Origin of the sequence: Sphingomonas sp. IC081 (assembly GCF_006874585.1) — a bacterium.
In the GTDB taxonomy this organism is placed as follows: Bacteria; Pseudomonadota; Alphaproteobacteria; order Sphingomonadales; family Sphingomonadaceae; genus Novosphingobium.
Genome location: NZ_CP029762.1, coordinates 255,501 through 281,929, shown reverse-complemented (window position 1 = coordinate 281,929; position 26,429 = coordinate 255,501). Strand labels below are relative to the sequence as shown.

General features: G+C 69.0%; 16 protein-coding genes. 3 read left to right on the top strand and 13 right to left on the bottom strand.

From position 1 onward, the window contains the following. Positions 1-5: 5 nt before the first annotated feature. Both dgcN and DM450_RS19650 read right to left on the bottom strand, forming a co-directional pair. Positions 6-1,025 carry an N-acetyltransferase DgcN gene (gene dgcN / locus DM450_RS19655; RefSeq protein WP_142638400.1) on the bottom strand — a complete coding sequence of 340 codons (1,020 nt, stop codon included), beginning with the start codon at positions 1,023-1,025 and terminating at the stop codon, positions 6-8. Between the two features lie 94 nt (positions 1,026-1,119). Further along, the gene (locus tag DM450_RS19650) at positions 1,120-2,004 is read right to left on the bottom strand and encodes a LysR family transcriptional regulator (RefSeq protein ID WP_142638398.1); all 885 of its coding nucleotides are present in this window, start codon (positions 2,002-2,004) and stop codon (positions 1,120-1,122) included. Positions 2,005-2,300: 296 nt separating this feature from the next. On the opposite strand from DM450_RS19650, the gene DM450_RS19645 reads away from it, so the two are divergent. Both DM450_RS19645 and DM450_RS19640 read left to right on the top strand, forming a co-directional pair. Beyond that, the gene (locus tag DM450_RS19645) at positions 2,301-3,881 is read left to right on the top strand and encodes an amidohydrolase family protein (protein WP_142639380.1); all 1,581 of its coding nucleotides are present in this window, start codon (positions 2,301-2,303) and stop codon (positions 3,879-3,881) included. A gap of 176 nt (positions 3,882-4,057) precedes the next feature. After that, on the top strand, positions 4,058-5,113 hold the full coding sequence (locus DM450_RS19640) for a serine hydrolase domain-containing protein (protein WP_260610593.1): 1,056 nt from the start codon (positions 4,058-4,060) through the stop codon (positions 5,111-5,113). A gap of 316 nt (positions 5,114-5,429) precedes the next feature. Here DM450_RS19640 and DM450_RS19635 read toward each other — a convergent pair whose 3' ends face one another. Then, positions 5,430-8,252, bottom strand: coding sequence for a TonB-dependent siderophore receptor (locus tag DM450_RS19635; protein WP_260610591.1), 2,823 nt, complete (start codon positions 8,250-8,252; stop codon positions 5,430-5,432). Positions 8,253-8,750: 498 nt separating this feature from the next. On the opposite strand from DM450_RS19635, the gene DM450_RS19630 reads away from it, so the two are divergent. Next, positions 8,751-11,135 carry a penicillin acylase family protein gene (locus DM450_RS19630; protein WP_142638397.1) on the top strand — a complete coding sequence of 795 codons (2,385 nt, stop codon included), beginning with the start codon at positions 8,751-8,753 and terminating at the stop codon, positions 11,133-11,135. Positions 11,136-11,208: 73 nt separating this feature from the next. On the opposite strand, the gene dacB is transcribed toward DM450_RS19630, so the two are convergent. The 10 genes from dacB to nirD form a co-directional block, all read right to left on the bottom strand. Then, positions 11,209-12,702 (bottom strand): D-alanyl-D-alanine carboxypeptidase/D-alanyl-D-alanine-endopeptidase, encoded by a 1,494-nt coding sequence (gene dacB / locus DM450_RS19625; RefSeq protein ID WP_142638395.1) that lies wholly within the window; start codon positions 12,700-12,702, stop codon positions 11,209-11,211. Further along, positions 12,702-14,645: an amidohydrolase family protein gene (locus DM450_RS19620; RefSeq protein ID WP_142638393.1), complete on the bottom strand. Its 1,944-nt coding sequence runs from the start codon at positions 14,643-14,645 to the stop codon at positions 12,702-12,704. Before DM450_RS19620 ends, dacB begins: the two co-directional genes overlap by 1 nt. After that, positions 14,645-16,726: a S9 family peptidase gene (locus DM450_RS19615; RefSeq protein ID WP_260610590.1), complete on the bottom strand. Its 2,082-nt coding sequence runs from the start codon at positions 16,724-16,726 to the stop codon at positions 14,645-14,647. Before DM450_RS19615 ends, DM450_RS19620 begins: the two co-directional genes overlap by 1 nt. Positions 16,727-16,839: 113 nt before the next feature. Continuing rightward, positions 16,840-17,874, bottom strand: coding sequence for a serine hydrolase domain-containing protein (locus DM450_RS19610; RefSeq protein ID WP_142638391.1), 1,035 nt, complete (start codon positions 17,872-17,874; stop codon positions 16,840-16,842). Beyond that, positions 17,871-19,403, bottom strand: a complete 1,533-nt coding sequence (locus DM450_RS19605; RefSeq protein ID WP_260610589.1) for a permease — start codon at positions 19,401-19,403, stop codon at positions 17,871-17,873. Before DM450_RS19605 ends, DM450_RS19610 begins: the two co-directional genes overlap by 4 nt. Before the next feature lie 177 nt (positions 19,404-19,580). Continuing rightward, complete coding sequence (locus DM450_RS19600) at positions 19,581-21,365, bottom strand: sensor domain-containing diguanylate cyclase (protein ID WP_142638389.1); 1,785 nt, start codon at positions 21,363-21,365, stop codon at positions 19,581-19,583. An 80-nt stretch (positions 21,366-21,445) separates the two neighbouring features. Further along, a complete protein-coding gene (locus DM450_RS19595; RefSeq protein WP_142638387.1) occupies positions 21,446-22,660 on the bottom strand; it encodes a molybdopterin molybdotransferase MoeA in 1,215 nt (404 codons plus the stop codon). Next, entirely contained in the window at positions 22,657-23,469 is an 813-nt protein-coding gene (cobA, locus tag DM450_RS19590) for a uroporphyrinogen-III C-methyltransferase (RefSeq protein WP_142638385.1), read from the bottom strand. The genes DM450_RS19595 and cobA overlap by 4 nt, the downstream gene beginning before the upstream one ends. Continuing rightward, positions 23,456-26,089 carry a nitrate reductase gene (locus DM450_RS19585; RefSeq protein WP_142638383.1) on the bottom strand — a complete coding sequence of 878 codons (2,634 nt, stop codon included), beginning with the start codon at positions 26,087-26,089 and terminating at the stop codon, positions 23,456-23,458. The genes cobA and DM450_RS19585 overlap by 14 nt, the downstream gene beginning before the upstream one ends. Further along, positions 26,089-26,424: a nitrite reductase small subunit NirD gene (gene nirD, locus DM450_RS19580; protein WP_142638381.1), complete on the bottom strand. Its 336-nt coding sequence runs from the start codon at positions 26,422-26,424 to the stop codon at positions 26,089-26,091. Before nirD ends, DM450_RS19585 begins: the two co-directional genes overlap by 1 nt. Positions 26,425-26,429: the final 5 nt, after the last annotated feature.

Below are 26,429 nucleotides of genomic sequence, written 5' to 3'. Positions count from 1 at the left end.
TCTGCTCAGGCCGCGCGCGCGAACGCCGGATCCAGCACGGCATCGAGGATCGCCTCCACGCCCATGCGGTAAGGGTCGCTGCAAGGCAGGCCGGTCTCGGCCGAGACCTCGGCGCATAGCGCCAGCGCGGCCTCCTCCGCCATCGCCGAGGTGTTGAGCGCGATCCCGGCGATGCGCACGTCGGGGCTGGTCAGCCGCGCCACGGCCAGATTGGCGGCGATGCATTCGGCAAGGCCCGGCAGGGCGCGGCCGGCCAGGCCCCGCATCGAGGTCCGCGCGGGATCGTGGCACATCACCAGCACTTCGGGCTGGGCGCCGTGCAGCAGACCGGTGGAAACCCCGGCGAACGAGGGGTGGAACAACGAGCCCTGCCCCTCGATCAGGTCCCAGCCGCCGTCCTCTCGCGCCGGGGCGATCTGCTCGATCGCGCCCGAGATGAAGTCGGCCACGACGGCATCGAGCGGCACGCCGCTGCCCGCGATCAGGATGCCGGTCTGCCCGGTGGCGCGGAAGTCCGCCGCAATCCCGCGCCGTTCCATCGCCCGGGCGAGGCACAAGGTGGTGTACATCTTGCCGACCGAGCAATCCGTGCCCACGGTCAGCAGGCGGTGGCCGGCACGGGGGCGGCCATTGCCGACCGGAATGCCGGGCCGGGGATCCCGCACGTCATGCAGGCTGCGCCCGGTGCGGGCCGCGGTCTCGACCAGCCGCGGTTCGTCCTTGAGGCGGCTGTGCAGGCCCGAGGCGACGTCGAGCCCGGCTTCCATCGCCGCGATCGAGTCCGCGATCAGGTCCTCGCCCAGCGTGCCGCCGGCATTGGCGATGCCGAGCACCAGCGTGCGAGCGCCCGCGCGCACCGCCTCGGCAAAGTCCATCCGTGCGAGGCCAAGGGTGAGCGGACAATCGTCGTGGCGGAATTCCCCCACGCAAATGTCGGGCCGGAACACCGCAAGGCCCCGCGAGGTCTTGATTCCGATGTCATCGCTGGAGTGGCCAAGGTAGAGAAGATAGGGCGTTGCAATCATGTGGCTTTCGCTCTGCTTTTGCGTCTTGCCCCTCTTCTATCGAATGGCTCGCCAAGCCCCCAATATCCAACGCCACGGACCCTATAGAACCGGGTTATAGTTCTTCGATCACCTCGCTCAGCATCTGCAGGAAATCCGCCGCCGCACGCGAAGGCGGGCGGTCCTGCAGGTAGACGGCGTTGATGTCGAAGGTCAGCGCCGGTTGCAGCGGGCGGCTCGCAAGGCCGGGCTCGCTCCAGGCGGCGGCGGTGAAGTTGTCGACGATTGCCATGCCCACCCCGGCCCGCACCAGCGCCGCCGCCACATAGTAGGTGCGCGCCGAGACCACCTCGTCGAGCACGACATCGAGCCGCCCCAGTTCGCTGGCCAGCATCTGCCCGATCGGCCCGCTCTGCACCGGCGAGATGAACTTGTGGTCGCACAGTTCGTTGAGGTGCAGCCGCGAGGGGGCATTGGGAATATCCTCCTCACGGAACAGCACGACCAGTTCGCCCTCGCCGATCACCTGGTGGGCAACCGGCGCGGCCGGCGGCACCTCGAAGCTGATCGCGATGTCGGTTTCCTGCTCGTAGAGCTTGCGCACCATCTCGTCGTGGTGGAGCGTCTGCAGGTCGAACAGGATGTCCTCGTGCCCGCCCATGAACCGCGCCACCGCATCGGGCAGCGCGCCGAGCCCCAGCGAGGGCAGCGCGGAAATGCGCAGCAGGCTGCCGCGCCCCTGCCGCATGTTGTGGCAGGCGTGGCGCAGCGAGCGCACCCGTTCCTGGATCTCGGTCACTTCGTCGAACAGTGCGCGCGCTTCCTGGGTCGGGATCAGGCGGCCCTTGGCACGCTCGAACAAGGGCATGCCGATCGACTTTTCGGCATGGCGCAGGACCTTTGTGACCGAGGGCTGCGACACGCCGAGCGAACGCGCCGCCGCGCTGACCGTGCCGTGAAGGTAGACGGCGTGGAAGACTTCGATCTGGCGCAGGTTCATCAAACGGGCCTTGCAACTGGGTATGAAGAGGGCGGGGCTACGGGCGCACCGAAGCCTCGCGCAGGTCCGGCACTATAGGCAAGGCCCTGCGGGTGGACAGCCATGCATTGCGGCTATGGTCAGAAAAAGTCGAAGAACTGGACTGACTTGACGAATTGCCTGATGAGTTGAGCACGTTTCGGCGCAGTTCGCCTTGCCTCGGCGGGCGGCGCCATGAGGTCGCGTCAAACAGATTGGAACAGCCCATGCCCCCTTCCCTGCGCGCTGCGCGTCCGTGTCACCTGCTGTTCCGGCTCATGGCCACCGGTTCGCTGCTGGCCATCGGATCGGGAGCAGGAGCGGGAGCCCCCGCCGAATACGACGTCGTCATCCACGGCGGCACGATCTACGATGGCAGTGAGGCCAGGCCCTTTGTCGGCGATGTCGCGCTGGCAGGAGACAAGATCGCCTATGTCGGGCCCAAGGCGCCCGGCAAGGGAGCCCGCACCATCGACGCGAAAGGCATGATCGTCACGCCCGGCTTCATCGATGCCCACACCCATGCCGACGTCTTCATCCGCTCCGCCGATCCGGCCCAGCGCGTCAATGCCGCCTGGCTGGACCAGGGCGTCTCCACGGTGATGATCGGCGTTGACGGCGGCGGCACGCCCGATGTGGCGGAAGATGCCCGCAAGCTGGAAGCATCGGGCATAGGCACCAATGCCGTGCCGTTTGTCGGTTTCGGCGCGGTGCGCCAGCGGGTGCTGGGCGAAGATGCCCGCGCGCCCGACGGCGCCGAACTCGCGCGGATGAAGGCGCTTGTCGCCAAGGCCATGTGCGAGGGCGCGACCGGCCTTTCCGCCGGGCTGTTCTACGCCCCGCAAAGTTTTGCGAAGACCGAGGAAGTGATCGCCGTCGCCCGCGAGGCGGCCGTGCGCGGCGGCCTCTACGACACCCATCAACGCGACGAATCGAGCTATTCCATCGGCCTGCTCGGCTCGGTGGACGAAGTGCTGCGGATCGGGCGCGAGGCCGGGATGCCGGTCCACTTCGCGCATATCAAGGCGCTGGGCGTGGACGTCCAGGGCGAGGCGGCGGCCGTGATCGCGCGGATCGACAAGGCCCGCGCCGCGGGACAGGACGTCACCGCCGACCAGTATCCCTGGCTTGCCTCGGGATCGAGCCTCGATGCCTCGCTCCTGCCGCGCTGGTCGGTCGATGGCGGCGACAAGGCGCTGCTCGCCCGGCTGGACGATCCGGCGGCCGCAGCCCGCATTCGCACCGAGATGGTCGAGAACCTGCGCCGCCGCGGCGGCGCGCCCTCGCTGCTGCTGACCGCGCAGGGGTATCCCTGGACCGGCAAGACGCTGGAACAGATGGCCGCCGAATGGAAGATCGATCCGATCGAGGCCGCCCTGAAGATCATCCGCCAGAGCGCCGAAAAGGGCGGCGGCGGCACCGACGTCGCCTCGTTCAACATGGCCGAAAGCGATGTCGAACTGTTCATGAAGCAGCCGTGGATCGTGACCTCCTCGGACGGTTCCAACGGCCACCCGCGCATGTACGCGACCTTCCCCGAAAAGTACGTGAAGTATGTGAAGCAGCGCAAGACCATCGATCTGGCAACGTTCGTGCGCCAATCCACCGGGCGCGTCGCGGATATCTACAGGCTGGATCATCGCGGCTACCTGAAGGCCGGCAATTTCGCGGACGTGCTGGTGTTCTCCCCCGATCGCTTCGCGCCCCGCGCCGACTACGTCCACCCCCGCGAACTCAGCACCGGCGTCAAGGCACTGTTCGTCAACGGCAAGCTCGCGGTATCCGACAGCCAGGCCACCGGCGCCTCCGCCGGGCGCGTGCTGCTGCGCACCACGCCAAAGGACTGTCCGGCTCGGTAACGGACGCAAATGGGAAACACGCCAAAGCCGGCTCCGGACACGATGGCGTTTCGGTAATCTCGAAGCAGTCCTTACGTTCGGTGCATCAATAGAACCATACAATCCAAGTTGCAGCTAGACTTCGACACCGCTAGCTGTTGCTTATGAATAACACCGGCGGCGCTCTGAAGCAGATAATGTACGTCAGCGTATTCGCATTGGCGGCTTGCGTCTCGACGATGGCAGACGCCGCGAGAAGCAGCGCGCTGCCGGATTTGACCACAGCCCTGCGCGAAGAGCATGTGGAAAGCGCGTCGGTCGCCGTGATCCGCAAGGGGCGGATCGTCTCGACCGGGGCTTGGGGCATGGCAGGGCCGGGCCGCGCGGCGAGCGCCTCCACGCCCTACAATCTCGCGTCGCTGACCAAGCCGCTGACGGCAGAGGTCATCCTGCGGCTGGTGTCGGCCGGCAAGCTGTCGCTCGACGAACCGATGGATCGCTACTGGAGCGATCCCGACCTGTCGCGCGATCCGCGGCGGATGCAGTTGACGGTCCGCATGGCGCTGAGCCACCGCACCGGTTTGCCGAACTGGCGCGATGCAACGGGGCTGGCCTTCGATCACGATCCCGGCACGACCACCAGCTATTCGGGCGAGGGGTATCAATATGCAGCCCGCTACGCCGAGCATCGCACCGGACAGTCGTTCGAGACGCTTGCCGGCCGCTGGCTGTTTACCCCCGCCCACATGCGCGCCTCGGGCTATGTCTCGGCGCAAGGCGCCACGGAGCCGATCGCCGTGCCATACGACGACGCGGGCAAGCCGCTGCCGGTCGAGCCGGTGACGCGATACAACGCTGCCGATCTGGCGCACGCGACGGCGCGCGACTATGCGCACTTCCTCATCGATGCCCGCAACGACCGGGGGCTGGTCGCATCTGTCTCGGCACAGCGCAGCAAATCGCAGGCCGACCTTACGCCCGAGATATGTGCCGGAACGAAAGCGGCCACGTGTCCACCCTGGACCGGCTTCGGCCTCGGCTGGCAGCTCCTCGGCTTTCCCGATGGCACGACGATGCTCCACACCGGCAAGGATGCCGGAGCCTTCACATTTGCCGCGATCGACCGCGTGAGCGGTGACGGGATCGTCATCCTGACCAACAGCGATAACGGCTGGCGGATCATCCTGCCCGTCCTTGAGCGCACCGGCAGCGATCCGAAGCTCATCGCGTTCCTTCGCGGCCAGATGAACTGACGGGACCAAAAAGCATCGGCCACCACCATGGCCGTTGCCGCCGCGCGCGAGGAAGGCGAACTCCGCTTTTGTGAGCTGGCGGCAGGACGATGCGAAACGGCCTGGACCGTAACCGCATGAGCGCCAGCTATCGCCGCCCCCCGGCTTCGAGCCTGCCGGCGCCACGCATGCCGCCGCGGCGGGTCTCTACGCGCACATCAAAAAAGCACCGGCCGGCGATGCTCTCGCCGACCGGTGCTTTGCGACCCCGAAGGCTCGGGAAATCGGTGGTAAAACGGCTGCCGGGCAGAGCCTGCGCTCGGCCCGGCAGGCCCGATCACTTCAGTTCGAAACGCACGCCCAGGCGGAACGAGCGGCCCAGCATGTCGCTGTAGGTGGTGTTCGCAGCCATGCCACTTTCCGGCAGCAGCAGCGGCGAGGCATTGAACAGGTTCGTCACGTTGAGGAAGAACTCCGACTTGCCCAGCAGCGAATCCCCCAGCTTGATGGTGGCATTGGCATCCACGTAGAACGTGCCGGAGACATGGTTGTCGTCGATCGTCGAGACCAGCGTGGTCGAAGCCGGGCAGCTGGAGGTGCACTCGGTATAGCTGGCGCTGTAGCGGCCCGAACTGATGCCGCGCGCGGTGCCGGTCAGGCTGAACGTCGGCGTGTCGTAAGTGGCCGAGAAGCGGTAGATCCAGCTCGGCGGACCGTAGCCGCCGTTGGTTCCCGCGGTATCGAGCGGCGTGGTGATGCCGTCGTTGACCACGTTGTCGATATAATGCGTCGCCAGCGCCCGCAACGAGATCGCCCCGTCGCCGAGCGGGCGACGATAACCAAGCTCGAAGTCGATGCCGCGCGTGGTGATCCGGTTGAAGTTGAACGGGCTGGCCGTGAACAGGTAATCGCGCTGGCCGCTCGGGTCAGGGGTATAACCTGCACAGAAGTCGGTATGGCCCTCGATGCAGCGGTTGTAGATGTCCTGCGAGTAGTACTGGCTGATCGCGTCCTTGAGCTTGATCTGGAACCAGTCGGCCGAGAACGACAGGCCCGGCAGGAAGCGCGGCGTCAGCACGCCGCCGATCACGGTCGAATCCGCCTTTTCGGGCTTCAGGTTGGGATTGCCGGTGGTCGTCTCGAGGAAGGTGTAGACGGTGCCGGTGTTGGGATCGGTCAGCGAATTGGTGCGCGAGGTGCCCGCCGCATAGAGTTCGGACAGGTTGGGCGCACGAATATCGCGCGACTGGGTGACGCGCAGGCGGAAGTCGGGGATCGGCTGCCAGGTGGCGCCCGCCTTCCAGGTGGTCACGTAGCCCGAGGTCGAATAGTCGGTGGCGCGCACGGCGCCGTTGAATTCGAGGCCGAGGCCCAGCGGCACCACGGTTTCAAGGTAGGCTTCCTTGACGTTGTAGCTGCCGAAGGTGGGCAGGAAGTTGCCGACCGACCAGCCGCTCTGGTACTCGGTGGGAACGTAGCCGGAGACTTCCTCGCGCCGGTATTCGCCGCCGATGGCAAGGCTGACGTCGCCCGCCCAGGTGGCGAACGGGGTGACCGAGAGGTTCACGCCCGCGGTGGTCTGCTCCAGCTTCTGGTTGCGATAGGGATCGCCGAGGATATAGTCGGCCATCTCCTGCGTCATCACCCCGGTGCCCAGCCAGTTGACCGGCACGCAGCCGTTGGTCGGGTCGGTGAGCGTCGAACGGCAGACGATGTTGCCCGAGCTGTCGAACACCGCGTCCGACGCCAGCGTCGTCTTTGCGGTATTCATGATGTTGCGCATCTTCTCGTGGGTATGCGTCACGCCGTACTGGCCATAGGCGCTCCACACCGCCGACTTGCCGAACATCTCGAACTCGCCCTCGGCGCCGAGGGCGTAGCGCTGGACGTCACGCTGGTTGTTGGTGACGCGGTAGGGCAGGTCGGACGCCGTGGTGCCGAGCGATACCGAGGTCACGCCCGCCAGCGCATCGCCGCCCAGCGCATTGATCAGATAGGCATTGCTGGCCGAGAGCGTGCGCGCCGAGGAGAGCTGCGGCCCGGCATTGAACATCGAACGCGTCCAGCTGTACGAGGCCTCGCCCCAGACGGAGATCCAGTCCGCCACGTCGTAGCTGACGCGGCCGTAGACGTTGCGGCGGTCATCCTCGGCGCCAAGGCCGATGTTGCGGCCGTTGTCCGCCAGGGCCCAGTCGCCGCCGACCGATACCGACGAGGTCGACAGCGAACCGTAGTCATAGTGGTTCACCGAGCCGCCTTCACCGAAGTAGATACCGCGCAGCGAATTGGCCGTGGTGCCAGAGGACGAGTTGATGATGCCGCCCGGCAACGCGTTGTTGGTGCCGCCCGGCGAGACCGTGATGTAGCGCGGCAATCCGTTGGTGGCGGTATAGTCCGGGTTGGCGATGATGCGATCACCATGCGCGTTCCACTTGCGCGAGGTCTTGAAGATGCCGTCGGTATGGGCGTACTCGCCGCTCAGCAGGACATGGCCGCGCCCGCCGCCGAACGAGAAGCCGCCCGCGGCCTGGAACGAGTAGTTCGCGCCGTCGCCGTACTGGGTGATGCCGGTATCGGCGCTGAGCTTGAGGCCTTCGTACTTCTTGTCGAGCACGAAGTTGACGACGCCGGCCACCGCGTCCGAGCCATAGGCCGCCGAGGCGCCGCCGGTGACGACTTCCACGCTCTTCACCAGCTGCTGCGGGAAGGTGTTGATGTCGACCAGGCCAGTCACGCTCGAACCGACCGAGCGGCGACCGTCAAGCAGGACCAGGGTGCGGATCTCGCCCATGTTGCGCAAGTTGAGCGCGTTGATCCCGGCAAGGCCCGAGCTCAGCGCCAGGCGCGAGTTCGACGGACGGGTGCTGCCCGCAAGCGCCGGAAGCTGGTTGACGAAGTCCGCCAGGTTGTTCGACGGCGACTGGTTCTGGATGTCTTCCTTGGTCATCACCGTCAGCGGGGTCGGCGATTCAAAGCCCTGGCGGGCAATGCGCGAACCGGTGACGATGACGACGTTTTCCTCTTTCGCCTTCTCCGCATCCGGCGCGGCGGTGTCCTGCGCGAAAGCCGGTGCGCACCAGGCGCTTGCCGTCATGCCCAATGCCGCACCCATGGCGAGACGGGACACAGTGACCTTGTTGACTCGTATCAGATCGAACATCGAAACCCCCCTATGACGCCGGACGCCCGGCAGCATGCCAACCCACATGACGGGTCATCGCAATGCCGCTCGGTGCCGGTCAGGCCGTATTCAAACTTCATGCGCGCCGCCCGGTGCGAACGGCGCCGTTATCTTCCCAGTCCCCTCTCCGGACGACCTTGCGCGACAGTCCCTCATGGCCTGTTCGCGCGGCCTGATTGATGGGAAAACACCACCACCGCAGTGGTCGATGACATTTTCAAGTCAGGACGGTACAGGCCCGGACCTGCGGGTCAATAGCCGCGCCTTTCCATGACTTAGCAAAGGTATAGCCGGAGGGCATGGAGACTGAAATCTCCCCGCGGATACGGGCTTTCATGGAGCTGCGGCGGCGGCCGGAGGCCGAATTGGCAGGGGATAACCACAGGCTATGCCCTTCCTGCGCCAAACTATGCGCGCAAACCGGCTGGGCGGGTTAAGGTCCGGACTCCAAAGCAAAAGTCCCGGAAACCCGTGCGAATGATGCAGCGACGCGCCCTGCTGATGGCCTCCGCCGCCCTTGTGGCCCTCTCCTCGATCGGCCTTGCCCGGGCGGCCCCGCAGGTGCGCGGGACACGGCGCAAGGCGGTGCTTGCCGGCGCCCGCGCGCCCATCGACATCCGCGAGGACCGCATGGGCATCGCCCATGTCCAGGCCCGCTCCCGCCACGACGCCTTCTTCGCGCAAGGCTATCTGGTCGCCCGCGACCGCCTGTTCCAGCTCGATTTCGACAATCGGCGCGAGCTTGGGCGGCTGGCCGAAGTGTTCGGCCCGAAATTCGCGGAAGCAGACCGCGCCGCCCGCCATTTCCACTATCGCGGCGACCTTTCCGCCGAACTCGCCGCCCTGCCCGCCGAGGTCGCCGACTGCGCGCGCGGCTATGTCGCCGGGATCAACGCGCGGATCGCCGAGACCGAGGCCGACCCCGCGCTGCTGCCTCCCGAATATGCAATCACCGGAATGCGCCCCTTGCGCTGGTCTATCGAGGACATGCTGCGTACGCGCGGGGCCGGGGCGGGCGATGCCGACGACGAAGTGCGCCGCGCCATGCTGCAGGCGCGGGGACAGCTCGACCTCGACCACTACATGGACCCGCTGCGCCCGGCCTGGTCGTTCACCGTGCCCGAAGGTCTCGACTGCGCGGCGGTCTCGGTTGCCGACCTCGGCTTCCTGCGGAATGTCGGCAAGCCGCTGCCCTTCGAGCAGGCCGAACTCGCGCGCTGGGACCGGGACGTGAGCCGCAGCGACCATGCCGCGCAGGGCAGCAATGCCTGGACCATCGCCGGATCGCGCAGCGCCACCGGACGGCCGATCCTCGCCAACGATCCGCACCTCGCGATCGGCGGGGCAAGCCCGCGCCACATGATCCACCTTAGCGCGCCGGGGCTCGACGTGATCGGCGCCGGTTATCCCGGCCTGCCCGGCATCATGCAGGGCCATACCGACCGCTTCGCGTTCGGGCGCACCAACTTCCACATCGACCAGACCGACCTCTTCGTGCTGCGCACCCGGCCGGAAGATCCCGAACAGTACTGGCATGAGGGCAAATGGAAGCGCTTCGAAACCTACGAGGAGACGATCGCGGTCAAGGGCGAGCCCGCACAGACGGTGACGCTCCGCTATGCCGCGGGGCGCCCGGTGGTGGCGCAGGATCCGCAGCATGGGCGGGCCATCGCGCTCGCCACCACCGCGATGCTGCCCGGCGCCAACATGCAGTTCGCGATCATCGCCCTCAATCTCGCCACCGACTGGGACAGCTTGCGCGAAGCGGCAAGGCTGCACGTCTCACCGACCAACCTCCACTATGCCGACATCGAGGGCAACACCGGCTGGCAGGCGATCGGCTTCACGCCCAGGCGCCCGCGCCATGACGGCCTGTTCCCCGCCCCCGGCGACGGCTCGTTCGACTGGACCGGCATCCTCCCGGTCGAGGACATGCCCAGCCTCTACAATCCCGAGCAGGGCTGGATCGCCTCGGCCAATGCCATGAACCTGCCGGCGGACTATCCCTATCGCGAGCGGATCATCAGCTTTTCCTGGAGCGATCCCTTCCGCCACGACCGGATCGCCGAAGTGTTGCGCGCCGCCGGGCCCCACTCCATCGAGGAGAGCGTCGCGCTCCAGCACGACGTGCAATCGCTGCCCGCGCGGGCGCTGCGCAAGCTGCTGCCACCGCGCCCCTCCCCCGCCGCGGCGCCTGCCGCCGCGCTGCTACAGGGCTGGGACGGCAGGATCGGCGCGGAGAGCGGCGCGGCGCTGCTCTACGAACTCGTCGTGCCTGAACTGTCGGACCGCTTCCGCAAGGCCGTGATCCCCGCCGAGGCGCGCGACCTCCTCACCTCGGTCAACCTTTCGGAGATGCTCCATGCCCTCTCCCTGCCCGACCCACGCCTGGGCGCCGATCCGGCGGCGGCACGCGACGCGCTGGTCGATGCCGCGCTGGCGGCGGGCTGGGCAAAGGCCGAGCAACTGGCCGGGAGCGATCCCGCGCAGTGGCGCTGGGGCGACCTGCACCGCGTCACCCTGCGCCATCCGCTGGCCGACATTCCGGCCATCGCCGCGGCCTATCCTCCGATTTCGGGAGGCCGTTCGGGCGGCGACGGGACAACCGTGATGGCGCGCGGCTTCAATGCGAAACAGGGTTACACCGTGCGCCACGGTGCCAGCTACCTGATGGTCGCCGATGTCGGAGACTGGGACAACACGCGTTTCCTGCTGCTGCCGGGCCAGTCCGCCGATCCCGCCTCGCCGCATTACCGGGACTTCTACCAGCCATGGCTCTCGGGCGAGATGCAGAAGCTGCCCTTCTCCGCCGAAGCCGTGCGCGCCGCGACCATGAGCCGCCTGCAGATCGTTCCGGCCTAAGGGACTGCCCGACCTGAGCGGGGGGGGGAGGAGGAAAGCGCCCCCCGCCTCAGGTCGTAGACTCATAAGCGGCCTAGTAAGCCGCCGCGACCGCCAGCAGCGCCTTGTCCATCGCCGCGGTCGCCTCGCCGTCACGCTCGTCCGGTACGTCGTTGGCGATCGTCGAGAACACCAGCGTCTGCCCCCGCGCCGTGACCAGATAGCCGGACAGCGCGCGCGAGGCGTTGAGCGAGCCGGTCTTGGCAAACAGCTTGCCGCCGAGCGGCGTGTCGCGGAACCGGCCGCGCAAGGTGCCGTCGACGCCGCCCACCGGCAGCGTCTCGCGCCAGGCCATGCCCCAGGGCTGGCGCGCCGCCCAGCCGAGCAGCGTCACCGCCGCACGCGGGGAGATCCGGTTGTAACTCGACATGCCCGAGCCGTCGGCGAAAAAGTACCCCTCCTGCGGCACCCCGGCTTCGGCCATGACCTTGCGCAGCACGGCCTGCCCATCGGCGATCGAACCGCTGCCTGCCACGCGCCCGACCCGGCGCAGCATCAGTTCGGCATGGAGGTTCTGGCTGAGCTTGTTGATGATGCGCATGTCCTCGGCCAGCGGCAACGGCGGCAGCTGCGCCAGCATCGCCGGCGGCGCGGTGGCGGCGGGATCGGCCTGCGGCGCACGGTGGCGCGCCCGCACCTGCCCGCCCACCCGAACCCCGCGCGCTTCGAGCAACTGGCGGAACCGCCAGGCCGTCCAGCGCGCCGGATCGTCGATCCCCAGATGCAGCGTCACCGCTGCGGCCTCCGCCCCGATCGTGCCGGTCAGCACCAGCACGTCGCTCATCGGCAAGCGGGAAACCTCCAGCGTGTTGCCGCTGCCGGGCACCGTCTTCACGCCGTTCTCGACCCTGTAGAATGCCGCAGGACCGACCCCAGCGGCCTGCCCCGCCGCAGCCGGCGTGATGGTGACCGCCACTTCGTTGTCGTCCAGCGTCAGCGCGGAAATGCCGGTGCCGTAGCGCGAGGGGATGTTGTTCCAGCTCATCCCCGGGCTCCAGCGCTCGTCCGCAAACCAGGTATCGTCGCCGATGACGTCGTGTACCTTGCGGGTCCGGGCGGCCACGGCATCGGCCAGCGTCGCCAGGCAATCGCGCGTGCAGTCCTCCGCGCTCGAGAGCCGGGCATCGCCGCGCCCGAACAGCGCCGCATCCGGGGCACCGTGTCCCGACGATTCCAGCGCCACCCCGGTCCCTTGCGCCGCCGCATCGAGCGCGGCCAGACCGGCATAAGCGGTGATGGTGGTGAAGACCTTGGTGTTGGAGGCGGGCATGAACCGTTGGTCCGGCGCGATGGCCAGCAGTTCCCGGCCCTCCAGCGTGGTGACGAGAATGCCGTAGCGGGTTCCCGCAGGCCCTGACGCCAGCGCTTTCTCCACGGCATCGCGCACTTTGGGGTCCTGCGCGGCGACAGGCAAAGAGGACGAGCCCACCGCCGCTTGCGCCGCGACCGGCGATGTCTCGGCCGCAGCGGCGTGAACGGGGGCCGCGAGCGCGGCGAGCGGCAGGAACGGGAACAACAACGATCGCATCAGGAACCTCGGTAGAAACGAACCTGGCCCAGTTCCAGCCAGGCCGTGCCGCCCGGCGTACCGGAAAGCTGGAACCGCAAGGCGCGCAGGGCGGCCAGGTCGAGCTGCGGCGCCTGGCCCTCGGCGCCCGGCGCACCGGCAAAGGCCGAGAACGGCAGGCGCACTTCGGCCGCCCCTTCATGCGCGGAAAACGGCGCCGCGAACCAGTGCCCCGCATCGAGGCCGTAGCTTTCCAGCCGCAGGCGATAGTCCCCCGCCCCCTTCACCGTGAAGGCGATGCCGGTGAACCCGCGCGCATCGGCCAGATCGATGGCACCGCGCGTCAGCGGCAACACCAGTTCGGCAAACGGCCGGGGCGCCGCACCGAACTGCGCGGCCATGAACACCGGGCGCTCGCCCTCCGGTCCGGTTTCGGGATGGACAAAGGTGATATGGCTGTGGTCGGCTCCGGAATCGGTGGCGTCGACCGGCAGGGTGTCGAGATCGGTACGCCCGTCGGCGCGCGTGCCGGTCCAGATCGGCCCGGCCATGCGCACGGTCGGCAGCGGCGTCATGGCCGGGCTGGCGAGTTCGCCGCGCAGCTTGCCCAGCGGGGCTTCGCGCCCCGAGACCCAGACCCGCGCAACCTTCCAGATGTCCTCGATGGTCTCGTCGGGGCGGCCATCGACCAGCACCAGGTCGGCGCGCATGCCCGGCGCGATCGTGCCGTGGTCCTTGGCCTGCCCCATGATCGCCGCGCTGGTGCGGGTCGCGGCGACAAGCACTTCGGCAGGGGTGAAACCGAGGCGGGTATAGAGCACCATCTCGCGGATCGCGGCGGGGCCGTGATAGACGCCGCCGATACCCGAATCCGTGCCGATGCCGATCGGGATGCCGGCGGCGTGCATGGCCTTCAAGTTGCCCTGCAACATCGCCCAGCGCCGCGCATCGTAGGCAGCGACGGCGCCCGCGCCGTCCTCACCCGCTTCCTCGTGCTTGGGCCCGTGCTTGGGCTCGTGTTCGGCCTCGGCGCGCTGCGCGTTCTCGTGGGCCTGCTCGGGCGGAGAGAGGCTCGCCCATTCGGCAGGCGAAAAGGCACGGGTCTGCTGCGGTTCGTAGACCACCATGGTCGACACATAGGCGGTGCCGCGCGCCTTCATCCGCGCGATCAGGTCGGCATCGACCGGCGCGTCGCCGACCCCGTGAACCACGGAATCGCCCCCCGCCGCCGCGGCGATCCTGGCCCCGTCCAGCGTCACCGTATGGGTCACCACGGGAATGCCCGCCTTGTGGGCATCGCCGACGATGGCGGCGAGCGTTTCCTCGTTCATCGAATTGAGGTCGCCGCCCCGGCCATAACGCCAGCCGTCGGTGAAGACCTTGATCTCGTCCGGCCGGTAGGGCAGCGCCCTGGCCATCACCCCATGCGCGGCGCGCGGGGTGGAGGCCTTCATCGTGAAGAAGTCGCCCCAGCCATATTCGGTGCCGTGGCCGCCCGGCACGCCGGTACGGATCGCGAGGTTGAGATGGGGCGCCCAGATGCCGCCGGGCTGGCGGACCATCGCCCGGATCGGTTGCAGCATCTCAGCCGAGACCGAGTAGTCGTTGACCGTGGTGATCCCCCGCACGAGATAGCCGGCATAGGCCTTGCCGAGGTCCTCCGGCGCGGAATAGCCCGGCGAGCGCAAGTGCGTGTGGAGGTCGTGCAGGCCCGGCAGCAGCGTCTCCCCGTACGCATCGACGATGCGGCTGCCGCGCGGCGCCTTGAGGCCGGGGCCCACCGCAAGGATGCGATCCCCGCGCACCAGCACGTCGGCCTTGACCGCCGGAGCGCCGGTGCCGTCGAACACCCGCGCCCCCCGGATCAGCAGCGTGGCCTGCCCATCGGCGGCGTTCAGGGCACTGGCCCCGGAAAGGGTCGCGAGACCGGCGATCAGGGCGCAAAGGGCAGGCAGGCGGCGCATTATCGGCGCTCCTTCAGGTTGCGGTCGAAAAATCCGGCCATTGCCCGGTAGCTCGTCAACCAGTTGGCATAACGGAAGAAATCATGGCGTTCATTCGGGATCGCGAGTTCCTCGAACGGCACGCCGCGCGCGGTCAGTTCGCGGGCGAGCAGCAGTGACTGGCCGAAATCGACATTGCCGTCATCGTCGCCGTGGACGATCAGCACCGGGGAGCGCCAGCGCTCGATCGCCCCCATCGGCGAGGACTGCCACTGCAACCGCTGCTGCGCCAGCACCGCGTCGGGCGCGAAGGTCCGATCGACGGGGCGCACCATCTGGTGCACGCCGTGAAAGTCCGCCCCCGCCTTGAACAGGCCGCTGTCGCGCGCCAGCGCCAGCGCGGTGAGATAGCCGCCCCAGCTACCGCCCCAGATACCCACGCGCTCGCCATCGACGTCGGCTTGCGAGGCCAGCCACTGGCCGCCGGCCAGCACGTCGCGGTATTCCGAAGCGCCGCCCCGCGCGGTCTCGGGCGCCTCGCGGAAAGCGCGGCCATAGTTGGTGCCGCTGCGGTAATTGACCGAAAGCACCGTGTAGCCCGCCGCCGCAAAGGCCTGGTTCTGCACATAGGCGTTGTTGTAGTAGTACATCGTCGAGAAGCCCGGCAGCATCTGCCGGCGCGGCCCCCCGTGGACAAAGACCAGCGCCGGGTGCTTGCCGGCGCCCTTCGCGCGGAACAGCTGGCCATGGACCTTGACCCCGTCCGCCGCGGTGAAGACCACGACTTCGGGCCGCTGGAAACCACGGGCGGAGGCGACCGGGCCGAGCGCTTTCATGCCTTCCACCGCGACCGGATAGGCCGGGTGGGTGGCGTCCGTCACCGTCGCGGCCAGGGTATTGCCGCCGTAGACCGGGAAAAAGGCGAAGCGGTCCGGCGCCGTCAGCCGCTGCGGCTTGCCGCCGGCGATGCCCACCCGCCAGATCTGCCGCGCGTCGAGATCGCCGGGATTGGCCGAGTAGACCAGCGAGCGGCCATCGGGCGAAGGACGGAAATTCTCCACTTCGTTGGCATCGGGGGTGAGGTCGCGCGCGAGGCCGCTGCCGTCGGCCGCCACGCTGCAGACATGCAGCCAGCCGCTGCGCTCGGAAGGGAACAGCAAGTGCCCGGTCGGCGTCCAGAACAGGTTGCGCCCGCGCGTGCCGTAGAACTGGCCGCCCTCGCCCTCCGGCGCGCTCCACACCGTGCGCACCGCGCCGGTAGCGACATCGGCGATGCGGACCGACCAGAACGAGGCGCGGCTGTCGGGCAATTCGGCGGGCGGATCGCGCAGCTGGATGAAGGCCACCGAGCGCCCGTCCGGCGCAAACACCGGGTCGGCCGAGTGGCCCAGCGTCATGCCGAGATAGCGCAGGCTCCCCGCCGCAACGTCGAGCAGGCCGACCAGGCTGTGGCCGCTGCGCCATTCGCGAAACACCAGCAGGCGGCCATCGGGCGACCAGCCGAGATCGCCCACCGTCCCGCCGACCTTGGCCAGCCGGCGCGGCGATGCCCCCTGCGCCCAGAGGTTGATTTCGCCGTCGCGGGTATAGACAAGCTGCTGCCCGTCCGGGCTGAACACCGCGCCGTACCCCTCGCCGATCGCCACCGGCGCGTCGCTACCCTCGGTGCCGAGCACATAGAGCGTCTGGCGCGGGCCCTGCGGGAGCGTGCCGGTATTGGGCAGCTTGTCCTCGGGAAATTCGGCGTCGCCGCCGCGCACGAAGGCAAGGCGGGTGCCGTCCGGGCTGAACGCCAGACCCGAGATCTCGATCCCGTCATCCTCGCGGTAGGCCGTGCGCGCCCGGCCCGCCGTGCCCGGCCCGCCCAGCCAGACGTTGCGCACGCCCGCCCGGTTCTCCACCCAGGCGAAGACCGGAGCCTTGGCCGCCCCGGTCAGCCCGCTGGCCAGCGGCAGCGACAGGTTGGCCTCCAGCATGTCCGGCGCGGCCGGCGCTTCGATGGAAACGGGCGCGGAGCTGGCCGCCAGCGCCGGCAAGGCGGCGGCGAGAGCGGCAAACGGCACCAGCAGCGCGGTCCCGAAGGCAAGAGATGAACGTGTCATGCAGCATGACTAGGGCGGCCCGGCGGCCCCGCGCAAGCGCCTGATTTTGCATTCATACCCTGAGGTTATGTCCGTCCGCAGGCAGGGCATGACGGGCGGGCCCCGCCGCCGGTTCAGCCGCGCCGGTCGAAGCCGCGCACCACCGCCTCGCCGGTTTCGGGGCGCAGCACAAAGATGCCGCTGTCGAAATGGCGGGTCGGGTGGACGCGGTTGGTCAGCAGCGTCCAGGCCAGCCCGCGCTCGAAATCGACCCAGAGGCCGGTGCCGGTAAAGCCGGTGTGCCCGATCGTCAGCGGCGAGCAGGCCTGCCCGCCCGACCATCCGGCAAACGGCAGTTCCCAGCCGCAGGTGCGATGCTCGTACTGCGCGGTGCGGATCTCCTCCAGCATCGCCGGCCCCAGCACCTCGCCGCGCAGCAGCGCCTCGGCAAAGCCCAGCACCCCGTCGACGGTGCCGAACAAGCCGGCATGGCCGGGACGCCCGCCGAGGGCGGCGGCGTTCTCGTCGTGGACCTCGCCCTTGAGGATGCGCCCGCGCCACATGCAGCGCTCGGTCGCCACCGCGGGGCCCGGCGGCGGGCCATAGCAGAGCCCCTCCCCCAGCGGCCATTCGCCCTGCGGCCAACGGTCGAGCGGCACGCCGGTGATCCGCTCGATGGCGATGCCCAGAAGGATGAAGTTGATGTCGGAATAGACCGGCGGACCATGGCGCCATTCGCGCTGGAGCACAAAGGCGCGCAGCCGCGCAGGGTCGTCGCCATAGGTGTAGATCGGCTCCACCGCCGGGAAAAAGGTGCGATGCGCGAGGCAATCGCGGAACGTCAGCTGGCGTTCGGCGGCGCCGAGCGGGTCGTACTGGCGCAAGTCCGGAATGGCATCGGTGAGCGGCCGGTCGAGATCGAGCCTGCCCGCCTCGGCAAGCCTCAGGATCATCGTGGTCGTGGCGATGACCTTGGAGACCGAGGCGAGGTCGAACCAGTGCTCACGGGTGAGCGCCTCGGGCTCCGGCTCGCGCGCGGCCAGTCCGGCGAGGCGCACCGCGCGGGCGCCATCGGCGGTGACGAGCCCCAGAGCGGCGCCGGGTATCCGCCCGTCCGCGACATGGCGCGCGGCGGCGGCAAAGGCCTCCTCGCAGACGTCCTCGATCATGCCTCTTCTCCTTCTGGCACTTCGGCGCCGCGGGCACGGGCCCGCGCGATCGCCGGCAGGAAGACCACCGCCGCAAGGCTGAGGCTGCCCGACAGCATGAAGAAACCGTCGTAGCCGATCCGCGTCTGGATCGCGCCGGCGGCACCGGCCAGCAGGCGCGGCAGCAGGAATGCAAAGCCCGACAGGAACGCATATTGCGTACCGGGATAGCGCGGGCTGACCAGCATCGAGAGGTAGACCACAAAGATCGCCCCGGCAAAGCCGTGGCCGAACTGGTCGATGCCCGCCGAGATGTAGAGCACCGCCGAGGACGGCTCCTGCCACCACAGCCACACGAAGATCCAGTTGCTGATCGCCGAGGCCAGGGCCCCGATCGCCAGCGCCGCCGCCAGCCGCAGCCGCGCCGCCAGCAGTCCGCCCAGCGCCACGCCGGCCATGCTGCAGACCAGCGCCACCGCGCCGTCGGCCATGCTGATCTGTTCGAGCGAATAGCCAGCCGCATTCCACAAGGGGTGCGACAGGGTCAGCGTCAGCACGTCGCCCATGCGGTAGAACGAGACAAACGCCAGCACCGGCAGCACCGCATAGCCGTAACGCCAGAACAGCTCGACATAAGGCGCCAGCAGGCCGTTCATCGACCGGTCAGCCCCGGCCGGCAGGCGGCGGATGCGCGGCAGGAACAGCGCGAACGCCGCGAAGGGCAACATCGCAATCCCCAGCACGATCGGCGTGACGTTGGTCTTCGAGGAAAAGCCCGCGCTGGCTGCCGCCGAAAGGATCGCCCAGCCGACCGCGGCCGTGGCCAGCGCGCTCAGCGTCAGGATCGCCGCGCTCGTCGCCAGCCCGCCCGCCAGCGCCGCCGAACGCCTGCCGCGCGCCTCGGGATCGGGGCGCATCGCGGCCAGGATCGGGAACGGCAGGAAGGCGGCGATGGCGATGATCAGGTAGGCCCAGGTCCAGTCCAGCCGCGCGGCGGCAAACACCGCCCCGCTGCCCGCCGCCACCATCGCGCCCCGGTAGCCCCAGAGATTGGCGGCCACCACCGGCCCCTGTTCGGCCTGCGTCGGCGCCAGTTCGATGCGCCAGCCGTCGGCGGCGACTTCCAGCGTCGTTGTCCAGAAGGCGAGCAGGATGGCGAACAGCGCGGTCATCGGCAGGCTGGTGTCGCCGGAGGTCAGCGCCATGGCCACCATGGCCGTGAAGATGCCGAGCTGCGAAAGCATGATCCAGCCGCGCCGCCGCCCGAAAAAGCGGGAGAAACCGGGAATGTCGTAGCGGTCCAGCAGCGGCGCCCAGGCAAACTTGAAGGTCGGCAGCAGCGCCACCCAGGCAAAGAAGCCGATGACGACGATGTCCACACCGTGCCGGGCAAGGCGCAGCGTGAGGACGGCGTTGAACATGTAGAAAGGCAGGCCCGCGGAAAATCCGAGCAACAGGTAAAGCGCCAGGATCCGCCGCGCCGGACCTGCTGTTGCGGCGGGGGCCGTTGCAGCCGGGGCCGCCTGCGCCTCTTCGCCTGTACCATTCATTATTGTAACGTCCATCGTGCCTCCGCAATCCGCGGCGACACAAGGGCCTCGCCGGGCGCTTGTCAACGCCGCGAGCCGCTGTGAATGCGTTGGTTCACAGAATGATAGCCGCCGGTTATAGGTTCATGAGCGACCGGCGTTTCCCGCCGTGCCGGGGTTTTCGCCCGGGATCGCGCCTCACGCGCACATGATGCGGTCGCGACCGGCGCCTTTCGCCTCGTAGAGCGCCCGGTCGGCTTCGCTGAGGAACTGGGCCATCGTCCAGCCCTTGCGGTAGCGGGCGATCCCGCAACTGATGCTGGCGGTTACCGCCGGGCCGCCGTCCGGCAGCACGATCGGCGTGCGGCCGACCGCCGCGACCAGCCGGTTGCCGATCTCGCGCGCGGTATCCCAGCCGCAGCGCGGCATCAGCACCACGAACTCGTCGCCGCCCAGCCGTCCGACCGCATCGGTGGCCCGAACCTGCGAGGACAGCCGCGCGCCGATTTCCTGCAACACCGCATCGCCGGCCTGATGGCCGCGGTTGTCGTTGATCCGCTTGAAATGGTCCATGTCGATGAGCGCGATGCAGATATCGCCGCGCTCGTCCCCGGCAATCGCCGTGCCCAGCTTCTGGAGGAAACCGGCACGGTTGAGCAGGCCGGTCAGGTCGTCGGTCTGGGCATAGCGGACCAGCGCCAGTTCCTGCTGCTTGCGCGCGGTGATGTCGCGGATCGAGGCCAGCGTGCCGAGGAAATTGCCGCGATCGTCCACGGTGGCGCGGAACGAGGCTTCCAGATGAAGGTCCGGCTTGTTGCACGGCTGGAACTCGGCAAGGTAGACCCCCTGCCGGTCCTCCCGCGCCTGCCGCGACGCTTCGACCAGCACCGCCGGATCGGCAGTCAGGCATTCGATCCCCTGCCCGATAAAGGCCTTGGGAACATCGCCCAGCAGCGACCGTGCCGCCCCCAGTGCGTAGCGACAGACGCCGCGCTCATCGAAGCTGAGCAGCAGGTCGGGCGATTGCGAGGCCATCAGGCGCATGGCCCGCTCGCGTTCGGCAAGCGTCTGCAGCAGGCTCTGCTGCGCCGCGAGCGCGGCCCCCACCGGCAGTTCGCCCAGCAGCAGGCAGGCCAGGAAGAACTGGAAGAACAGCGCCTGGACCCGCGGATCGGACGAGGCGAGCGTGATCGGCCCGAGGTCGTGCATCGTGTAGAGCCCGCCGATGACCGCGGTGATCAGGATCGCCAGCTTGGTGCCCAGCGCCCCCACCCGGAAATTGGTGAGGGTGATCGGCATCGCCACCAGGAACAGGATCGGCAGCTGATGCGAACGGAACACGACGATGCAGGTCGCCGCCGTCAACAGCAGCACGCCGCCCATCTCCAGCCGCTGGAGGGGCGTCATTGCATAGATGCTCCTGCCGTAGTCCCCGCGAAACAGGGCATAGAGCAGCGGCGTGAAGATCAGCAGGCCCAGCGCATCGCTGGCATACCAGGTGGTCAGCGAGCGCAGGAACGGTTCATCGAACACCAGCACGGCGGTTCCCGCGCCAAGGAAGGCGCTGGCCAGCGGCGCCAGCAGCCCGGCCCAGAGGAACAGGCGAAACACGTTGGTGGGACGATGCAGGATGCCGCCTTCCTCGGTGCTGGCACGCAGGCCCAGGGCGGCGATCACCACCTCGACGATATTGGCGACCCCATAGAACAGCGGCGCCTCGATGGTGCCGCGGGTGACGAGGTTGGCCGCCGCATTGCCGATGAACCCGGCCACCAGGATCGCGCCCCAACGCCGCTTGGGCCGATCGAGCAGGAGGGCAAGCAGCACGGCATTGGCTGCCCACACGGTCGCGATGTCGCGGCCATTGCTGGTCAGGTGGATCGTGCCCGCTGCCAGCAGGAAATAACCGATGCCCGCAAGCAGACTGGTCAGCACCGTGCCCCTCACCATGCCGGACCACGATGGTGCGTGCCCATGATTCATTCCACCACTCTATTCGCACTTACGTTTGATTTATAGAGAGTTCCGCTCAGGCGGCAGTGGATCGGGGCGTTTTGCGCGGATCAGGCGTGATCGAACAGGGGAAACAGGCGCGCGGGCAGGCCGCCGCCGGTGACAAGCCAGGCATTGGCCTCCAGCAGCGGACGCAGCCGGTGCGACTGCTGGCCCGGCAGGACCTCCACCCGGCCATCGGCGCCATAACCGCTCATCCGGGCCTTGAGCACGCGCGTCGGCCCGCTCTCGATCCAGCCGTCACCGGCCTTTGAAGCCGGCAGCAGCGTGAGCGGTGCTTCCGCCTCGCGCCCCTGCAGGCCGCGCACCGCGTGGAGCAGGAAAAACCGCGCCGCGACCAGCGCCGCCACCGGATTGCCGGGCAGGCCGAAGACCAGCGGCCCCGCCGCATGGGAGGCGAACAGCACCGGCTTGCCCGGGCGCATGTGGACGCCGTGGAAGTGGACCACGCCGCCGCTGGCCTCGACCGCGCCGCGCACCAGGTCGCGCGCACCGACCGAGGCGCCGCCGGTGGTGACGATGATGTCCACCCCGCTTGCCCGGCACCCGGCGAGACATGCGCGCAAGTCCGCTTCATCGTCGGCGACATGATGGCGCTCCGTCAGGAGGCAGCCTGCCTCGGCCAGCAGGGCGGCGATCATCGGGCCGTTGGCGTCGATCACCGCGCCGCCGGCAGCCGTGCCGACCGGCGCCAGTTCCGCCCCGGTGGTGACCAGCGCGACGCGCGGCATCCGGCGCACCCGGACCTCGGCGATCCCGAAGCTGCACAGCGCGCCGACAATCGCCGGGTTCACCCGCAGCCCGGCGGGCGCGATGCATTCGCCGCAGCGGGCATCCTCGCCCCGGCTGCGGATGTTGAGGTTGTCCGCAAGCGGCTCGGCCAGCAGGAGCGAGGCGCCCGCGATCCTGGCCCGTTCCTGTACCAGTACCGCCGCCGCGCCGGGCGGGATTTCGGCGCCGGTATAGATCGGCCGCGCCTCGCCGCACGCGAGCGGCTCGGCCCGGTCGCCTGCGAACTGCGGCGCGCCAAGGCGCAGGCGGCGCTCGCCCGAGCCGCCCGCGTCCTCCCGGGCCACGGCAAAGCCATCCATGGCCGCCATGTCGAACGGCGGATGGTCACGCTGGGCGAACACCCGCTCGGCGAGGATACGTCCGCTCGCCGCGTGGCTTGCCACCGCTTCGCACCCCAGCGGCAGGACACGGGCGTAAATCGCGGCGAACGCCTCGACAAAGCCGAGCCGGGCGGGCGAACAATCCTGGATCACGCGGCAGGCGTCGCCGCCGGGATCGCCGCCCCGACGGCGGCACGGACGGCGGCCCGGGCGGCGTCACTGGCACGCGCGCCCACCGCCTCGCCGATCAGCAGCAGGGTGGGGTCGTCGTCGCTGATGGTGGCGACCAGGAACGCCAGCGCCGAGAGCTTGCCCCGGATCAGCCGCTCGTTCGCCATCGAGACATTGACCGCGACCATCACCGGCGTATCGGGATGCCGCCCCGCGGCGATCAGCCCGCGGGCGATCTCGCCCGCCGCCGCCCGGCCCATGTAGACGCCCAGCGTGCCGCCGGGGCTGGCCAGCGCCGCCCAGTCGAGCTGCAGCGGCTCGCCGGCCTTGAGGTGGGCCGTGACCAGCGTGATCCCGCGTGCCACGCCGCGCAAGGTGAGCGAGGCCTGCGCGCTGGCCGCCGCCGCGCTCGCGGTGGTGACGCCGGGGCAGATGCGCACCGCTACGCCGCCTGCGGCAAGGTGATCCATCTCCTCGGCCGAACGTCCGAACACCGAGGGGTCGCCGCCCTTCAGCCGCACCACGCGCTTGCCCGCAAGCGCCGCTTCCAGCAGCAGGTCGTTGATCGAGCCCTGCGCCTTGCTGTGGCGGCCCGAGCGCTTGCCGACGCTGACCCGCTCGGTCCCGGCCGGGATCAGCTCCAGCACGCCAGCGCCGACCAGGGCATCGAAAAAGACCACGTCGGCCGCGCCGATCAGGCGTTCGGCCTTGCGGGTGAGCAGGTCGGGATCGCCCGGCCCGGCACCCACCAGCCAGACTTCGCCCGGTTGGATCAGGTCATTCGGCTGCATCGAGAACCTCCTCGTTCGTCTGGACCAGGATCTTGGCAAGCGCGGGGCGGCAGGAGCCGCAATTGGTGCCCGCGCCCAGCGCCTTGCCGATGGCGGGCACGTCGACCAGCGCCTGCTCGCGGATGGCGGCAACGATCTGGTTGAGCCCGATGTCGAAGCAGACGCAGATCGTGGCCCCCTTGTCCGGCTGGCTACCGGGGCCGCGCGCGGCGAGCACGGCCGCCCCTACGCCCTCGGCCGCCAGCTGACCGATCAGCCAGTCGCGCGATGGCAGCAGGCCGGTGCGGGTCAGGAACAGCACGCCCGCAAGCCGCCCCTCGACGATGACGGCCACGCGGCGGCTGCCGCGCGCCTGGTCGATCGCCTCGACACGCTCGCCCCTGGGCAGGCAGGCCTCGATCCGGGCGGGATCGCCGTTGCCCGCGATCTCGTAGAGCGCGCCGCCGGGAACCGCGACTTTTGTCGCCCACAGGCAGGGCACCTTCACGGGGTGCTCACCGCGCAGGATGAGGAAGCCCTTCCATTCGGTCGCGACCTTGGCGAGCCGCGCGGGCGTCGACTTGAAGCCCGGCTGGCCCGAGTGCGGATCGACCAGCGGGCGCGGCAAGAGGCCGGTGCGCCCGCCGGTGGAGGTCTGGTCGGTCCAGTGGATCGGCGTGAAGATCTCGCCCGGACGCTGGCCGTCCGACAGCGCCACGCGGAACAGGCTGTCCCCCTGCGGCGTGGCAACCCGCGCGAGATCGCCGCTCCTGAGGCCCATCACTTCGGCATCGCCGGGGTTGACCTCGACCAGCGGTTCCTCGCGGTGGCGGGCGAGCTTGGGCGCAAGGCCGGTGCGTGTCATCGTGTGCCACTGGTCGCGGTAGCGCCCGGTGTTGAGCGTGAGCGGCCAGTCGCGCAGCGGGTCCTGCAGTTCCATCTGCACCACGGGGAGCATACGCGCCTTGCCCGAAGGGGTGGAGAAGCGCCCGTCGGCAAAAGGTGTCCCGCCCCAGCGGAACGGCGCCATGTCCTCGTAGGCCTGGTTGCCGATCGCGGCCTTGTCGGCGAGGTTCAGGACGCGGCCGCCACTGGCGGGGCCGTCGTTCTGATAAGCGGTGAGGCGCGCGTGTTCGCGCCAGATGTCGGCTGGGTGGTCATAGGCAAACTCGCCCTTCCAGCCCATGCGGCGGCCCACTTCCTTGATGATCCACCAATCGGGCATGGCCTCTCCCGGAAGCGCCATGAAGCGGCGTTGGCGGCTCACCACACGCTCGGAATTGGTGACGGTGCCGTCCTTTTCGCCCCATGCGGCGGCGGGCAGGCGGACATGGGCATGGGCGCCGGTGTCGGTCTCGGCCATGACGTCGGAGACCACCACGAAGGGGCACTTGGCCAGCGCCTCGCGCACGCGGGCAGCATCGGGAAGCGAGACCGCCGGGTTCGTCGCCATGATCCAGACCGCCTTGATGCGGCCCTCGCCCATCGCGCGGAACAGGTCGACCGCCTTGAGGCCGGGCCTGGTGGCCATATTGGGTGCGGCCCAGAAGCGGCCGACGCGGGCGACGTTCTCGGGCGCGAAATCCATGTGCGAGGCCAGCGTCGAGGCGAGCCCGCCGACCTCGCGCCCGCCCATGGCATTGGGCTGGCCGGTGATCGAGAAAGGCGCCGCACCCGGCTTGCCGATGCGGCCGGTGGCAAGGTGCAGGTTGAGGATCGCGTTGACCTGGTCGGTGCCGCGGATCGACTGGTTGATGCCCTGGCTGAACACCGTGACGGTGCGCGGATTGTCGCGGAACAGTTCGAAAAAGCGCAGCAGCGCCTGCGGATCGAGGTCGCAGGTCTTCGCGGTGGTCCAGAGGTCGGATGTCGCCTCCAGTTCTTCCCAGAAGCCACCGGGAACCTCGACATGCGCGGCGAGATAGTCGCGGTCGAGCGCGTCCTCGGCCGCGAGCCAGGCGAGCAGGCCCTTCATGAGGGCAACGTCGCTGCCCGGGCGCAGCGCGAGGTGGAGGTCGGCGCCCTCGCAGGTCTCGGTGCGGCGCGGGTCGATGACGACGAGCTTGCTGCCGCGCGCGGCGCGGGCCGCCTGGATGCGCTGGTAGACGATCGGATGGCACCACGCGGTGTTCGAGCCGACCAGCACCACGAGGTCCGCCGCTTCGAGGTCGTCGTAGCGCGCGGGCACCACGTCCTCGCCGAAGGCGCGCATGTGGCCGGCGACCGCGCTCGACATGCAGAGGCGCGAATTTGTGTCGATGTTGGCAGAGCCGATGAACCCCTTCATCAGCTTGTTGGCGACGTAGTAGTCCTCGGTGAGGAGCTGACCCGATACGTAGAAGGCAACGCTGTCGGGCCCGTGGCGGGCGATGGTCTCGGCAAAGCGCCTGGCCACGAGGTCGAGCGCCTTGTCCCAGGAGGCGCGCCTGTCGCCGATCATCGGGGTGAGGAGACGGCCGGTGAGGGCGACCGTCTCCCCCAGGTGCGTGCCCTTGGAGCACAGGCGCCCGGCATTGGCGGGGTGCGCCTCGTCCCCCCGGATCTCGACCGAGCGTTCGCCGGCCCCGTTCGGATTCGGCGTCGCTGCGATGCCGCAGCCGACGCCGCAGTAGGCGCAAGTCGTGCGGACCGCAGCGCGCATCAGGCTGCCTCCTCCACCAGTTCCGGACGGGCGATGAGCACGCGCTCACCCTCGAGCCTGACCGCGATGGTGGGGGTGCAGCCCTTGTCCTCGCCCTGCGCCTCGCCGGTGCGCAGCGCGATGTTCCAGTTGTGCAGCGGGCAGGCGACCGAGTGGCCATGGACGATGCCCTGGCTGAGCGGCCCCTTCTTGTGCGGGCATTCGTTGACGAGCGCGAAGACCTCGCCGTCGCCGGTGCGGAACACCGCGATTTCCTTCTCGCCCTCAAGCTGGACAGTGCGGGCGCCGCGAAGCGGGATGTCGGACAGCAAGCCGATTTCGATCCACTGGGTCATGTCTG